General features: G+C 58.4%; 9 protein-coding genes. 3 read left to right on the forward strand and 6 right to left on the reverse strand.

The annotated features are described in order from the left end of the window. Nucleotides 1–20 precede the first annotated feature (20 nt). From HMPREF9720_RS09455 to HMPREF9720_RS09475, 6 genes are all read right to left on the reverse strand, one after another. Nucleotides 21–1553 (reverse strand): SusD/RagB family nutrient-binding outer membrane lipoprotein, encoded by a 1533-nt coding sequence (locus HMPREF9720_RS09455; RefSeq protein ID WP_009598098.1) that lies wholly within the window; start codon nt 1551–1553, stop codon nt 21–23. Between the two features lie 7 nt (nt 1554–1560). Then, nucleotides 1561–4770 (reverse strand): SusC/RagA family TonB-linked outer membrane protein, encoded by a 3210-nt coding sequence (locus HMPREF9720_RS09460; protein WP_009598004.1) that lies wholly within the window; start codon nt 4768–4770, stop codon nt 1561–1563. A gap of 16 nt (nt 4771–4786) precedes the next feature. Then, complete coding sequence (locus tag HMPREF9720_RS15435) at nt 4787–5083, reverse strand: hypothetical protein (protein ID WP_130062600.1); 297 nt, start codon at nt 5081–5083, stop codon at nt 4787–4789. A gap of 542 nt (nt 5084–5625) precedes the next feature. Further along, nucleotides 5626–6060 (reverse strand): hypothetical protein, encoded by a 435-nt coding sequence (locus HMPREF9720_RS09465; protein ID WP_039940317.1) that lies wholly within the window; start codon nt 6058–6060, stop codon nt 5626–5628. Between the two features lie 497 nt (nt 6061–6557). Beyond that, entirely contained in the window at nt 6558–7322 is a 765-nt protein-coding gene (locus HMPREF9720_RS09470; RefSeq protein WP_009598073.1) for a class I SAM-dependent methyltransferase, read from the reverse strand. Continuing rightward, a complete protein-coding gene (locus HMPREF9720_RS09475; RefSeq protein ID WP_009598019.1) occupies nt 7322–8158 on the reverse strand; it encodes a CvfB family protein in 837 nt (278 codons plus the stop codon). The genes HMPREF9720_RS09470 and HMPREF9720_RS09475 overlap by 1 nt, the downstream gene beginning before the upstream one ends. Before the next feature lie 176 nt (nt 8159–8334). Here HMPREF9720_RS09475 and HMPREF9720_RS09480 point away from each other — a divergent pair, with 176 nt between their 5' ends. The 3 genes from HMPREF9720_RS09480 (at nt 8335) to uvrA (ending at nt 14530) form a co-directional block, all read left to right on the forward strand. Then, entirely contained in the window at nt 8335–10155 is a 1821-nt protein-coding gene (locus HMPREF9720_RS09480) for a CocE/NonD family hydrolase (RefSeq protein WP_009597898.1), read from the forward strand. A 158-nt stretch (nt 10156–10313) separates the two neighbouring features. Continuing rightward, nucleotides 10314–11078 carry a nitrilase-related carbon-nitrogen hydrolase gene (locus HMPREF9720_RS09485; RefSeq protein WP_039940319.1) on the forward strand — a complete coding sequence of 255 codons (765 nt, stop codon included), beginning with the start codon at nt 10314–10316 and terminating at the stop codon, nt 11076–11078. A 629-nt stretch (nt 11079–11707) separates the two neighbouring features. After that, entirely contained in the window at nt 11708–14530 is a 2823-nt protein-coding gene (gene uvrA / locus HMPREF9720_RS09495) for an excinuclease ABC subunit UvrA (protein WP_039940324.1), read from the forward strand. Nucleotides 14531–14581: the final 51 nt, after the last annotated feature.

The following is a 14581-nucleotide window of genomic DNA, read 5'->3' on the forward strand; positions in this document are numbered from 1 at the left end:
GATTCGTTTTACGGACACTCTTACCATTTGATGTCCGCATCCCATTTGTGGCCGGTGTAACCGAGGTTGTTGTCCTCCTCCGGATTTTCCAGCTTGACGGCCTTGCGGCTCCACCACACCGGCGTTTTCATGTTGTCTTCGCCCATTTTTGCCAGCTGCGTCGCATAGTTCTTGTTGGACGAACGCAGCACCAGCGGGTAGGGGAAACGGGTCGGATGCACGCCGTCGTTGCGGATGGCTTCGCCCATCACCAGCAGGGGATAACCCGTCCGGCGGTACTCGTGCCAAGACTCGTAGCCCACCGTGAACAGCGAAACGTATTTCTGGGTGATGATGATTTCGGTCGTAGCGTCGTAAGCCACGGCTCCGTTCTGCAGGAAGGTTTCGACGGCCGATTCTGAGATGTCGGGAATCCACTGCTTGAGCGACGCCGTGACCGCAGCATAGTAGGTCTCCGACGCTTCGCCGTCCATCATTCCGCGCTGAATGGCCTCGGCCTTGATGAACAGCACCTCCGAATAGGTCATGAACGTGTACGGGGAGGTGTACTGCCTGAAAGTCGTATTGTTGCTGTTGGACGCGCCGTCGGCCGACTGTTTGGAGATGACCGAAGCCGGGGCGCCGCTCGTGATTCCCACGTAACCGCCCGCGTTGGCTCCGGAGCTTACGCGGTTGCAGTAAACCGAGATGCGGGGGTCGCTTGAGTCCACCATGATGTTGATGAAACGTTCGCCCATCGCGCTGTCGTCGGTGGCGTTGTCGCCGAAATCATTGACGAACGGACGCGTGCCGCTGTATTTCAGCGTGGCGTTGTCGTCGTTGCTCTCGAATATGGGGTACTGCGAGGGGTTCTCGAATACGGTCTTGATGCGTTCCGCCGAATTCATGTCCCTGCGGTTGCTCACGCGCATCAGCAGGCGCAGATAGAGCGAGTTGGTGAACTTCCGCCATTTGGTCACGTCGCCGTTGTAGAGCAGGTCGCGCTTGGCGTCTATGGTCGAGGTCTTCGTGTAAAGCGTGTTGGCCCGTTCGAGGTCCATCAGCAGCGAGTCGTAGATGACTTTCTGATCGTCGAATTTCGGCTGCATGATGTTTTCGTCGATGCCTTTGAACGCCTCCTTGAAGGGCATGTCGCCGAACAGGTCGGTCATGTTCGAAAGGTAGAGCGCCTTCATGGTCAGGGCTATGGCCTGCGCGTTGGTATTCTCCTCCTTCTCCGCGAGCTTATACATCTCTATGGCATTGACGGCCCAGCGTCCGCAGAAGTTCCACGCGCCCTTGAATTCGCTGTCGGTGAGCACGAAGCGGTGCAGCTGATTCAGCGTGCTGGTCTCCACCGTATACTGCATGAACTCGTTGTTGTGGCGCCACGTGCGGTATTTCATGCTTCCGGCGCCCTCGAAAATCAGGTCTTCGAGCATCTGGGAGGAGTTGGCCTTGCCGACCTCCGCCCGGTTGGGGTCCTTGTTGTAATCGTCGAAATTGCTCGTACAGCCGCACAATCCCAAGATTATCACTCCCCCGGTCAATATATATGAATTGATTCGTTTCATCGTCTTATTAGAATTGAAGTTTAAGATTAACGCCATACGTGCGTGTCATCGGGAACGCCGCGGTTTCGAAACCCTTGGTGATTTCCGAACCGTTCATCGTCGCGATCTCCGGGTCGAACTGCGGCCAGTTGGTCCAGCAGAAGAGGTTCGTGGCGAAGAAGGCGATCGAAGCGCCCTGCAGCACCTTGGTCTTGGCCGCGATCTTCTTGGGAAGCGAATATTCGAGACGTATGTCCTTCATCTTCAGGAACGACGTGCTGAAGGTGTTGTTCACCACGTTGTCGCGGTTGAACACGCGCAGGTTGTAGTAGCTCTCGATGCTGGCCGTCACGGTCTTGTTGATCGAGTAGGTGCCGTCGGCGTTCTGGTTCACGCCCTTGTGGATCAGACCGTCATAACGGCCGGGGAGCGTCGCCTTTATCTTACCCTGATAGCCCAGCATGGCGTTGGTGAAGGAGTAGGCCTGCCCGCCCCATTGCGCCGAGAACGAGAAGCTCAGGCGGAAATTCTTGTAGGAGATCGAGTTCATCCAGCCCGCCTTCCAGTCGGCCTGCGTGTTGCCGAGGTTCTCGAATTCCGAAGCCAGTACGGGATAACCGTCCGAATCGACGATGTCCCAGCCCGATACGTCGATCGTCGATCCGTCGTCGGCCGTGACGTAGGAACCCTTGGGGGCCTTCTCGTAGCCCGAACCGTACAGGTCGCCCAGCGATCCGCCCGGAACGGCGCGGATTTCGCCGCGGGGACCGGTTGCGATGGTCCAAGAATCCAGATTCGGGGCCAGCTCCACGACCTTGTTGCGGTTGCGCGACCACGTGAAGTTCATGTCCCAGCGGATGTTCTTGTTCCTCACGGGCTGTATGCGGGCCGATACCTCCCAGCCGCGGTTGTTGATTTCGCCCGCGTTCACGATCGTATTGTAGACGCCGGTGGTGATGTCTACGGGCACCGAAATGATCTGGTTCGTGGTGGTCGCGTTGTAGAACGCCACGTCGAACGTCAGACGGCTGTCGAAGAAGCGGCCCTCGACGCCGAACTCCCAGCTCTCGACGTTTTCGGGTTTGAGGTTGTAGTTCGCCTTGTTGGTCGGCATGTTGAAGCCGCCGGTGAAGGAGGAGTTGTTGTAGTAGTTGAGCAGCTGATAGGGCGACGTGTCGTTACCCACGTTGGCCCACGAAGCCCGCACCTTGAGGAAATTGACCATCGGGGTGTCGATGTGCAGCAGGTCGCTGAGAATGACGCTGCCGCTGACCGAAGGATAGAAATAGGAGTTGTTGCCCGGAGCCAGCGTACTCGACCAGTCGTTGCGGCCGGTGACGTCGAGGAATATCATGTTGCGCCAGCTGGCCGATATGAGTCCGTAGAAGCTGTTGATCGACTTCTGACGGCGTATGGAAGTCACTTTGGGACGGTCCACCGAGTTGCTCAGGCGGTAGTCGCGGTCCACGACCAGACTTTCGGCCAGCGAGGTGTTCGAACGGTAGGACTGCATCATGTTGTTGCCGCCGAACGATGCGCTCAGGTCGAAGTCGTTCAGTTTCTTGGTATAGCGCAGCAGGAAGTCGTTGTTCATCTCGTAGTCGAACACGGTCTGCTCCTTGTACATACCGTTGATGTAGGTCTTGGCGCCCTTGGGTTTCTGCTGGGTGCGGAAATCGTTGTTGAGGTCCATGCCGCATCGCAGGATCAGCGAAAGCTCTTCGGTGAAGTTGATCGTCGCTGCCAGATTGCCGAACACGCGGTCGCGGTCGAGTTTGTTGAGCTGTTCGTAAGCCGTGTAGTAGGGGTTGTTGCCGTTGGCCGATACGTGCTGGGTGCTTTTGCTCAGGTCACCGCCTTCGCGCACCCATTTCTTGTAGTCCGCCTTGAACCACTGGGCGTCCACGTTGGGCGTATTCCACAGCAGCGGATACATGATCGACGAGCCGCCGTAACCGGTCATCGGCAGGTTGTCGCTGTCCTTGCGGTAGTAGTTCACCTTGGCGTCCAGCTTGATGTACTTGTTGATCTGCTGCGAGAGCGATATCGAGAAGGTCTGCTGTTTGTAACCGGTGTTGGGAACGATCCAGTCGTTGCGCACGTCGGTTACCGAAACCCGGACCGAGGTGCCTTTGCCGTTGTTGCCGCTGACCGAGATGTTGTTGTTCCACGTTACGCCGGTGTCGAAGAATCCCGCGAAGAAGTTGCGCGGACGCCACTCCATCATCGTATAGGTGCCGTCGTCGTTCAGCGAAGGCCACTCGTAGGTCAGATGGCCGTCGAACTTGTCGCCGAAGGCATAGGACGACCAGTTGCGCGACACGCCGTCTACGCTGTAGAACGAATAGGGGTTGCCGCCGAAGCGTCCTGCGCCGTATTCGTACTGGAAATCGGGCCAGAATCCGGCTTTCTCGAACGAAACCGACGAGCTGAACGTAACGCCTATGCCTTTGGTGGTGCGACCCGACTTGGTCGTGATGATGATGGCGCCGTTTGCGGCGCGCGATCCGTACAATGCCGTTGCGGCGGGACCTTTCAGTACGGATACGTTCTCGATGTCTTCGGGGTTGATGTCGCCCGCGGCGTTACCGAAGTCTACGGCGCCGTCGGTCGAGTTGTATGCGCTTTCCGACGTGCTGGAAGTGGTGCTGCTGGTGATGGGCACTCCGTCGACCACGAACAGGGCCGTGCCGCCGTTCATGTTGATGGAGGTTTCGCCGCGGAGAGTCACGCGCATCGATCCTCCGGGACCCGTCGACGCCTGATCGAAGTTCAGACCGGCGACCTTGCCTGACAGAGCATTCATCCAGTTGCTCGATACCGTGCTGGTGAGTACGTCGTTGTCCACCTTCGTAACGGCATAACCGAGCGCTTTTTCGTCTCGCTTGATACCGAGTGCGGTTACGACGACGCCTTCGATTTCCTGACTGTCGGCCTCCAGCGTGACGTCTATCCGCGTTTTAGGGCCTATTAGTATCTTCTGGGTCTTATAACCCAGCGAAGAAAAAACGAGGGTCTGAGTTTCCCCCCCCCTTATTTTGTACTTGCCGTTGATGTCCGTGATAACACCTGTCGGTGTTCCCTCGATCGTTACGGCGCAGCCTACCGCCGGGGTAGTGCCGTCCGAATCGTAGACGGTTCCTGTGATATCCGCTTTCTTCTGGGCGTAGAGCATCGTCGATGCCAGCACCAGAAACAGGGATAACAAAAACCTCTTAACGTAGAATTTAAAATTCATAAGCATTTGTTTTTGGTTAAATGTTTAAGTTGTTTGAATGTTGTCGGTTAAATAAATATAGGTATGGTCGCCAATGGCTCTGTATGGTGCGGGAAGCGCCGGAAGCGATCAGCGGATTCGAGATTCGATTCGGTTTTTTCCGGCAGGGAATGCTGCCGGTGCGGTCCGAAACCGCGTTGCCTGCGGTTGTCGCAGGGGCGTGGAACCGGCATTTTGCTGCGGGTACAGGTGCCGTCGCATCGGCGGCGGCCATTGCTGTTGTTCTTATTCCGGCAGGTTCCGGAATCCGGTTTGGCGGCAGTTTCGATTTCATGGTCAGTTGTTTAGGCGGCGGTCCATATCAGCGTTCATTTTCCGCTCCCGAAGCGACTTGTTAATTTCAATATGAAAATAATACCTTTCGTTTCAAAACAAAAATACGAATTAGTTTTTACTGTGCAAAATATTTCGTATTTTTTTTAGTTTACAAAACGAAAAATATCCTGTTACGGAGGTTTCGTGTAATAAGGGCGTTGTTCCGGGCGGAAAAACGGCTGCTTTTTTATTATTCACCTCGCTGGATTTCAAATATTTAATAAATATCGCCCCGTGATTGCCCGCCGCGGCCTTCCCGCCGGCTCCCTGCCGGTCCGAAGGAAACGGGACGAACGCAGGGACCGGACGGCGGTTTTTCCAAGGATCCGGTTTCACCGAACAGATCGAAAGTTGGTCTGCCGAACCGGGGCGGGGACGCTTTTGTCTAAAAGCTGGGCGGCGGATTCCGAACCGCAGCTATGAAGAATACGTTGCCGGGAGGGGACGAAAAAAGCCGGAAGCAGGGCTTCCGGCCGGGAAGGGCTGTCTGCTTTTGGCTGTTTATTTCGAAAGCACTTCCTGCATGTCGCCCGCATGCAGTTTCTTGTTTATTCGGTGGCATTTGACATATACCGAATTGAGGTTGTTCAATTCGAATATGACACATAGCTCCCGTGGTGAAAATCCCTCTTTATGAAGCATGTACAGCAATTGATCGTTGCTGTTCACTTTCATTCTGGCGGAGAAAAGACGGTCGCATCGGTTGTCGATCACATGATAAGCCAGCAGTTTTTTGATCGACATCTCTTTTTGCAGGGGTTTTTGCAGCAGTTCCGGCTGGTGGGAATAGGTATATACGGTATCGATCAGGATACGGATATAGTTCAGTCTGGCTTTTGCCTGCCCTGAAACATAGTGTATATGGTTTCGCAGGCGTCGGTATATTATGAGGACAATGAATATGTCCATGACGAGAATCGTTATGATGAATTCCATATGGAGGAGGATTAATAGTTAATTCATGAGATCTGGCGGAGTCGGGTCTTCGTTAAGGCGAGTGATTCTTTATGAGCATGCTGCAATCCCTTTTTTATATTAAGTTATTGCAGAACTCCCGGATTCGGATAACCAGCCTGATATGCATGTCGTTAGCAGTCAAATCGTTGGATTTTTGAAAGCCAAAGATAAGATTTTTAATGAATATCAATGTTGATAATCAGTGCTGTACGATTAAAATGTAATGTTGTTTTTTGTACAATATTTTATCGTAAGTTTCCGATTCCTTGCATTTTTTTCGTAAATACGGGCCTCGAAATCGGGAACCGGATCATTCCCGTTGAACCGCTGCAACCTCATGCCTTTTCGTGGCGGAACCGCCGGCCGCTGCCGCTGATTTCGGCGGCGCAGCCTGCATGTCGAATGTAGGTCCGGGACAATATGACAAGGGCCGCCCCGCAGTGGGGCAGCCCTTGGTTTTTATCAGATGATTCCGTCTATTTTTCCGCCACGAAGAACAGATCGAAACTCTCGTCCGTCACGGGGCCGATCCGGTAGTCGTCCATGCGGATCGAGGTCGTGAGATCGGTGTTGGACTTCAGGAGTCTGCGGCGGTTTATGCGGTTGAGAACGTCGTAGGGGAATTGCAGCAGACAGCGGGGGAGCCGGTGCTGCAGGTCGAGGATGTCGAAGCGCGTGATGCGCTCCACGCTGCGGCGGTTCTGTTCGTAATATTCCATGACCCGCGCGTTGCCCGAAACGCCGAGCGCCTCGACCGACGAAAATTCGCTGCCGAGCAGGCTGCGCAGCTCCACGGCGGTGTATTCCCGGATGTGCCACGGGTTGCGCGTGAGCGACATCGGGGCGTTCGGGGTCGTCACGATGAACTTTCCGCCCGGACGCAGCACGCGCTTCACTTCGCGCACCAGTTCGAGGTCCCGTTTTATGTGTTCGATCACCTGAAACGAGATCACGAAGTCGAAACAGTCGTTTGCGAAGGGCAGCGGCGGAACTGTCGCCTGCCGGAATTCGACGTTCGGGAGCTGCGTCGGTTCGGGCGCGGGGGCCAGTTTGTCGATGGTGACGAAACTCCGGGCGCGGGGCGCCACGACCTCGATGCCGTAACCGGCCCCCGTGCCTATCTCCAGCACGTCGCCGCTGATGCGCTGCGCCGCGGCATGGTAGGCCAGCAGCGAACGCTGGAACACGAAATTGTCGGAAGCTTCCCGCGAAACCCGTTCCGCGGTCGTTATCTTGGCCATTACTCGTTGATCTTTATTCCCTGTTCGTCCACCGTGACGGCGCCGCGTTTGAGCAGCATGCCCAGCGAACGTTTGAAAATCTTCTTGCTCGTCTGTGTCAGCCGGTTCACCTCTTCCGGGGCGCTGTCGTCGTTCAGCGGCAGGAAGCCGCCGTTGTCGCGGACCAGCTGCAGCAAAACCTCCGCCGAGTCCTTCACCTGCGCGAAACCCTCCTGCTGGAGGCTGACGTCGATGCGGTTGTCCTCGGTGAGCTTGCGGACGTAACCCTTCGTCCGGTCTCCGACCGCTATGGGGCGGAACAGCTGGTTGCGGTAGAGCATGCCCCAGTGCCGGTTGTTTATGATCACGCGGTAGCCGATCGGACTCTCCGACGCCACGAGCAGATCGACTTCCTGACGGGGCGCCACCGTGATGATGTCGTTGTTGATGAAGCTCTTGAGCTTGCAGGTCGCCACGCAGCGGCCCGTGACGCTGTCTTCGTAGAGGTAGACGATGTAGCTCCGTCCGGCGATGATGCCGCCCTGCTGGTTGCGGTTCGGAAGGAAGAGGTCCTTGCCGTACAGCCCCCAGTCGAGGAACGCCCCGTGGGCCGTCTTGTCCACGACGCGGAGATAACCCGCCTCGCCGACGCGCAGCAGCGGCGTTTCGGTCGTCGCCACCAGCCGGTCTTCGGAGTCGTGGTAGAGGAAGACCTCCTTTTCGTCGCCCGGCTTGTCTGTAAGGGATATGTAACGGTTGGGCAGCAGAACCTCGTTCTGCTCCTCGTCCGCAAGGTATAATCCGTAATCCGAGATGCGGCTTACGGTGAGTTTCTGGATGCGTCCTGCTCTGAGCATATTGTCGTTTGTCGGAATTGACCGACTGCAAAAGTACGTTTAATTTCGCGGCTATGCAACTTTCCGCGCGGGAATAGATCGGACCCGCCGCTTCGAATGAATCCGATTTTCCGCCGAGGCTTTGGCTATTGCGGAAAAAAGCGTACCTTTCGGACACTAACCGAAAACTCCCGACCATGAAGCTGCGCCTATTTTCCGCACTCCTGCTCGCAGGATTGCTCACGGCGGCCGCGGCCTTTGCCCGGCAGCCCGTCGATGAACTGTACGACAAGGCCGAATACCGTATCGCGATGCGCGACAGCGTGAAACTCTATACCGCGGTCTATACGCCCAAAACGGATGCCAAAGCCCCCATCCTTATTTTCCGTACCCCCTACGGCTGCGCCCCCTACGGTCCCGGCGAGTTTCCCCGCGGCTTCGGGAGCGGCTATATGCGCAGTTATATCGACCGCGGCTATATCGTCGTCATGCAGGATGTGCGGGGCCGCTTTATGAGCGAGGGCGAATTCGTCCATGTCCGCCCTGCGGGATACGGCGAGACGGACGAGACGACGGACAGCTACGACACGGTCGAGTGGCTTGTGAAGCATGTGCCGCACAACAACGGCAGGGTGGGTTTCGCCGGCAGTTCCTATCCGGGCTTCTACGCCATGATGGGCGGTCTCTGCACCCATCCTGCGGTGAAGGCCGTTTCGCCGCAGGCTCCCGTCACCGACTGGTTCATGGGCGACGACGTCCGCCACAACGGCGTGCTGATGCTCACCGACTCCTACCGTTTCCTGAGCGGCATGAACACCCCTCCGGGCCATACTCCGACCGAAAAGATGCCCCCGATGTCGAAGCGGACCCGCCCCGACGAGTGGACGTTCTTCCGGGAACATGCGACGCTGGCCGAACTTACGGAACTTCAGCGACCCAATCCTTTCTGGGAAGAGCTTGCCGAACACTCCTCCTACGACGCATGGTGGCAGGCGCGCGACCTGCGCAGGGCCTGCTACAACGTACAGCCGGCCGTGCTGGTCGTCGGAGGGACGTTCGACGCCGAGGATTGCTTCGGGGCGTGGAACCTCTACCGGGCCATGGTCCGGCAAAGCCCCGCAACGCCGTGCCATCTGGTCGTGGGACCTTGGGCGCACGGAGCATGGCGCAACGGCAGCGGAAAACTCGGAGCGTTCGATTTCGGGCGCGAGGCGGCGTGGGAATACTATATGGAGCATTTCGAACTTCCTTTCTTCGACCATTACCTCAAGGGCGAGGGCGCCGCGGACCCGCTTCCCGCCGCCGCGGTTTTCTCGTCGGGCGACAACCGCTGGCATGCTTTCGACCGCTGGACGCCGCGCGAAGCGCGTAAGCTCACCTTCTACCTCTCCGACGGCGGACGTCTCGAAACCCGCCGCCCGACGGCCAAAAGCTCCGCCTCCGCCTATACGTCCGATCCGGCCGATCCCGTGCCCTATATCGAATCCTTCGGCGAACGCCGCCCCAAAGAGTATATGCTCGCCGACCAGCGCTTCGTGTCGGACCGTTCCGACGTGCTGACCTTCGTCACCGAGCCGCTCGACGGGGATATGACCCTCGCGGGACCCGTCGATGTCGAGCTGGAGGTGATCCTTTCGACCACCGACGCCGATTTTGTCGTCAGGCTGATCGACGTTTTTCCCGACGACGATCCGCAGTCCGGCTGCCGGATGCTCGTGCGCGGCGACGTGATGCGGGGGCGTTTCCGCGACGGGTTCTCGCGTCCCAAAGCCTTTACGCCGGGCGTTCCGGCCCGCGTGCCGTTCCGCATGACCGACATCGCGCATACGTTCCGCGCCGGACACCGGGTGATGATTCAGGTGCAGAGCACATGGTTCCCGCTCGCGGAGCGCAGCCCCCAGCAGTTCGTCGATGTCTGGACGTGCGGCGCTTCGGATTTCGTGCCCTGCAAAGTCTCGGTGCTGCACCAGCGGAGCAACGCTTCGTCCGTTACCGTGTGGCGGCTCGGAGAAAGCTGACCCGGTTCGCCGCTCTGTTCCGGCTTACGCCGCGCCGCGTCGGTATGCGCGGATCGCATGAAATTTGCGGGATGTCCATAGGATGTCCCGCTTTTTTCTTGCAAAAAGTGCAAACTGTAAGAAAATTTCATATATTTGTTACAAAAGAGAAGTTTCCTATGAAAATACGCGTAGCTATCTGTCAGGTCGATATGGAGTGGGAAAACACCGCCCGGAACCTGAAACGTCTGGAGCCGATCGTGGCCGCCGCCGATGCCGATGTTGTCGTGCTGCCCGAAATGTTCGCCACGGGATTCAAACTGCGTCCGTCCTGCGTCGCCGAACCGGCCGACGGGCTGGTCGTCACGACCATGCGCCGCTGGGCCGCGCAGTACGGCAGGGCCGTCGTGGGCAGTGTCGTCGTCGCCGAGCAGGAGCGGTTCCGCAACCGGATGTTCTTCGTCAAACCTTCGGGCGAGACGGCGTGGTACGACAAACGCCATCTGTTCCGCCCCGGCGGCGAAGCGCGCGACTATACGCCCGGCGACCGGCGCGTGATCGTCGAATACATGGGCTTCCGCTTCCTGCTGCTGGTTTGCTACGACCTGCGCTTTCCGGTGTGGAGCCGCAATAGGGGCGACTATGACGCCATTTTGTGCAGCGCCTCGTGGGCCGACGACCGGCGCGAGGTGTGGCGCACGCTGCTCCGCGCCCGCGCCATCGAGAACCAGTGCTATCTGGCGGGCGTGAACCGTGTAGGTACGGATCCCGACGCAAGCTATGCGGGCGATTCGGCGCTGATCGACTTCGCCGGCCGTACGCTGGCCGACGCCGGCGACCGCGAACGGACGCTGACCGCCGAATTCGACTCCGAAGCTCAGGCGGCCTTCAAGGAGAAATTCCCCGCATGGATGGATGCCGACGACTTCGAACTGAAGTGCTGAGGCTCTGACGGCTTTCCGGTCCCAGCTCCGTCCTGCCTGTCCGCGGCTCCGCTGTCTTTCGGAACCCCGGCTTGTGCTTTTCCCGTCTCCCGTCTCCGCAGTCCGTCGGAGGCTTGATCCTGCGTTTTTTTCTTTAGATGCCCGATCCGGTTTTTCTTCAGAGGCGCGTCGCTGTCTCTAAGGAGTTCCGGCTTGGATTCTCGCAGTTCTCGGCGTCCGTGCCTGCTCTTCCTCGGCGTCCGTGCCTGCTCTTCCTCGGCGTCCGTGCCTGCTCTTCCTCGGCGTCCGTGCCTGCTCTTCCTCGGCGTCCGTGCCTGCTCTTCCTCGGCGTCCGGGCCTGCTTTCCCTCGGCGTCCGGGCCTGCTTTCCCTCGGCGTCCGGGCCTGTTCTTCCTCGGCGTCCGGGCCTGCTTTTTCTCGGAGTTCCGGGCTGCTGTCTCTTCGGAATTCCGCTTTGCTTTTCTTCGTATTCCGGCTCTGTCTTTCCGGCAGTTGCGCCGCATCTTGTCCCGGCCGAATTTTCTTCTGTTCGTTTTGTTTTGCGCCGCATATGTCGTATCTTTGTACGATATTCCCGCCGGAAAAATCCGCTCCGCTCAATAAACGGAGCTTCCGGTGCGTTTAATTACGATGATGAAAGAAGATACGATCAAAATACTGGGCGCACGGGTCCACAACCTCAAGAATGTCGATCTGGAGATTCCGCGCCGCAAACTGGTTGTCATAACGGGCCTTTCGGGTTCGGGCAAATCGTCGCTCGCGTTCGACACGATCTACGCCGAGGGGCAGCGTCGCTACATGGAGACGCTCTCGACCTATGCGCGTCAGTTCGTGGGGACGATGGAGCGTCCCGACGTGGACAAGATCACGGGTCTCAGCCCCGTGGTGGCCATCGAACAGAAGACGACCAACAAGAATCCCCGTTCGACCGTCGGCACGGTTACCGAGATCAACGACTTCCTGCGTCTGCTCTATGCGCGCGCGTCGCGCGCCTATTCGCCCGTCACGGGCGAGGAGATGGTGCATTACACCGACGAGCAGATCGCCGAGCTGATCATGACGGGCTTTGCCGGGCGTAAAATCGCCCTGATGGCTCCCATCGTGAAGGGCCGCAAGGGCCACTACCGCGAACTGTTCGAGTCGCTGGCCAAGAAAGGATATATCTATGCGCGCATCGACGGCGAGATCCGCGAGATTTCGGCCGGTATGCGTCTCGACCGCTATAAAATCCATACGATCGATCTGGTCGTGGACCGGCTCGTCGTGGCCGAGGACGCCCGCGACCGCGTGATGACTTCGCTCAGGGAGTCTATGCGGCAGGGCAAGGGCACGATGGCCGTTTACGATTACGGCACCGAGCAGCAGCGTTTCTATTCGCGCCATCTGATGTGCCCCTCGACGGGCGTGGCTTTCGAGGACCCCGCGCCGCATACCTTTTCGTTCAACTCGCCGCAGGGCGCCTGTCCCCATTGCAACGGTTTGGGCGAGGAGGCGGTGTTCGACGTCGGGAAGATCATTCCCGACATGAAGCTTTCGCTGCGCGAAGGGGCCGTCGAACCGCTGGGCAAGTTCCGCAACAACATGCTTTTCGCCATCCTCGAAATGCTGGGCCGCCGTTATGACTTCACGCTCGACGACCCCGTCGGCACGCTGCCCGAAGCAGGTCTGAACGCTGTTCTCTACGGCGATTCCGAGCCGCTGACGATCAACCTCTCGGAGTTCAGTTCGTCGGGCGGCAACCACCTCGTTTCGTGGGAGGGCGTTGCCGAATACATCGGCCGCACCGAGGACGACGACTCCAAACACGGCCAGAAGTGGCGCGAGCAGTTCCTCGTCTACCGCAAATGCTCGGTCTGCGGCGGCACGCGCCTGAAAAAGGAGGCCCTGCAGTTCCGTATCGGCGGCCTGAGTATCGCCGACGTTTCGGCCATGTCGATTTCCGAATTTTCGGAGTGGGCCGCCCGTATCGGGGAGCATATGACCGACAAGGAGTGGAAGATCGCGCAGGAGGTCGTCAAGGAGATCCGCGAACGCCTGCGCTTCCTGATGGACGTGGGGCTGGGCTACCTGTCGCTCTCGCGTTCGTCGCGCTCGCTGTCGGGCGGTGAGAGTCAGCGTATCCGGCTGGCTACGCAGATCGGCTCCAAACTGGTCAATGTGCTCTATATTCTCGACGAACCGTCGATCGGCCTGCATCAGCGCGACAACCGCAAACTGATCCGCAGTCTCGAAGAGTTGCGCGACGCGGGCAACTCGGTGATCGTCGTCGAACACGACGAAGACATGATGCGCGCCGCCGATTTCATCGTCGATGTCGGGCCCCGCGCGGGCCGCAAGGGCGGCAATATCATTGCGGCCGGAACGTTCGATGACATTCTCAAGTCCGACTCCATCACGGCCGATTACCTGACGGGCCGCCGCCGCATCGAAATTCCCGAAACGCTCCGCAAGGGGACGGGCCAGAGCATCGTGATCCGCGGAGCCAAGGGCAACAACCTCAAAAACGTGACCGCCGAATTCCCGCTGGGCAAGTTCGTCTGCGTCACGGGCGTCAGCGGTTCGGGCAAATCGACGCTCGTCAACGAGACCCTGCGGCCGATCCTCTCGAAGGAGCTTTACCGCTCTTTCGCCCAGCCGCTGGAGTATGACAGCGTCGAGGGCATCGAACATGTCGACAAACTGGTCGTCGTCGATCAGTCGCCCATCGGCCGTACGCCGCGCAGCAATCCGGCGACCTATTCCAATGTCTTTTCCGACATCCGCAAACTCTTCGAAATGACGCCCGACGCCCAGATCCGGGGCTTCAAGGCGGGCCGCTTCTCGTTCAACGTCAAGGGCGGCCGCTGCGAGGAGTGCCGCGGCGCGGGCGTGCAGACCATCGAGATGAACTTCCTGCCCGACGTTTACGTGCGCTGCAAGACGTGCGGCGGACACCGTTACAACCGCGAGACGCTCGAAGTCAAATACAAGGGCAAGAATATCGACGACGTGCTGAACATGACGGTCAATATGGCCGTGGAGTTTTTCGAAAACATTCCCAACATCTACCAGAAACTCCGCGCCATTCAGGAAGTGGGACTGGGCTATCTGACCCTCGGCCAGCCCTGCACCACGCTGTCGGGCGGCGAGAGCCAGCGCATCAAGCTGGCGAGCGAACTTTCGAAGCGCGACACGGGCCGCACGCTCTATATCCTCGACGAGCCTACGACGGGACTCCATTTCGAAGATATCCGCCTGCTGCTGGAGGTGCTGAACAAACTCGTGGAGCGCGGCAACACCGTCATCGTCATCGAGCACAACCTCGACGTCATCAAGGTCGCCGACCATATCATCGACATCGGACCCGAAGGCGGAGCCGCGGGCGGCGAGATCGTCGCCGCCGGTACGCCGCATGAGGTAGCCCGCTGCAAACGCAGCTACACGGGCGAATTCCTGAAAAAACTGGGACTTTAGTCACTACGCTAAGCAGTTAGGCACCGATTTTGCACTTCATAGCCGTACAAA

The organism is Alistipes sp. HGB5, assembly GCF_000183485.2.
Lineage (GTDB): Bacteria > Bacteroidota > Bacteroidia > Bacteroidales > Rikenellaceae > Alistipes > Alistipes finegoldii.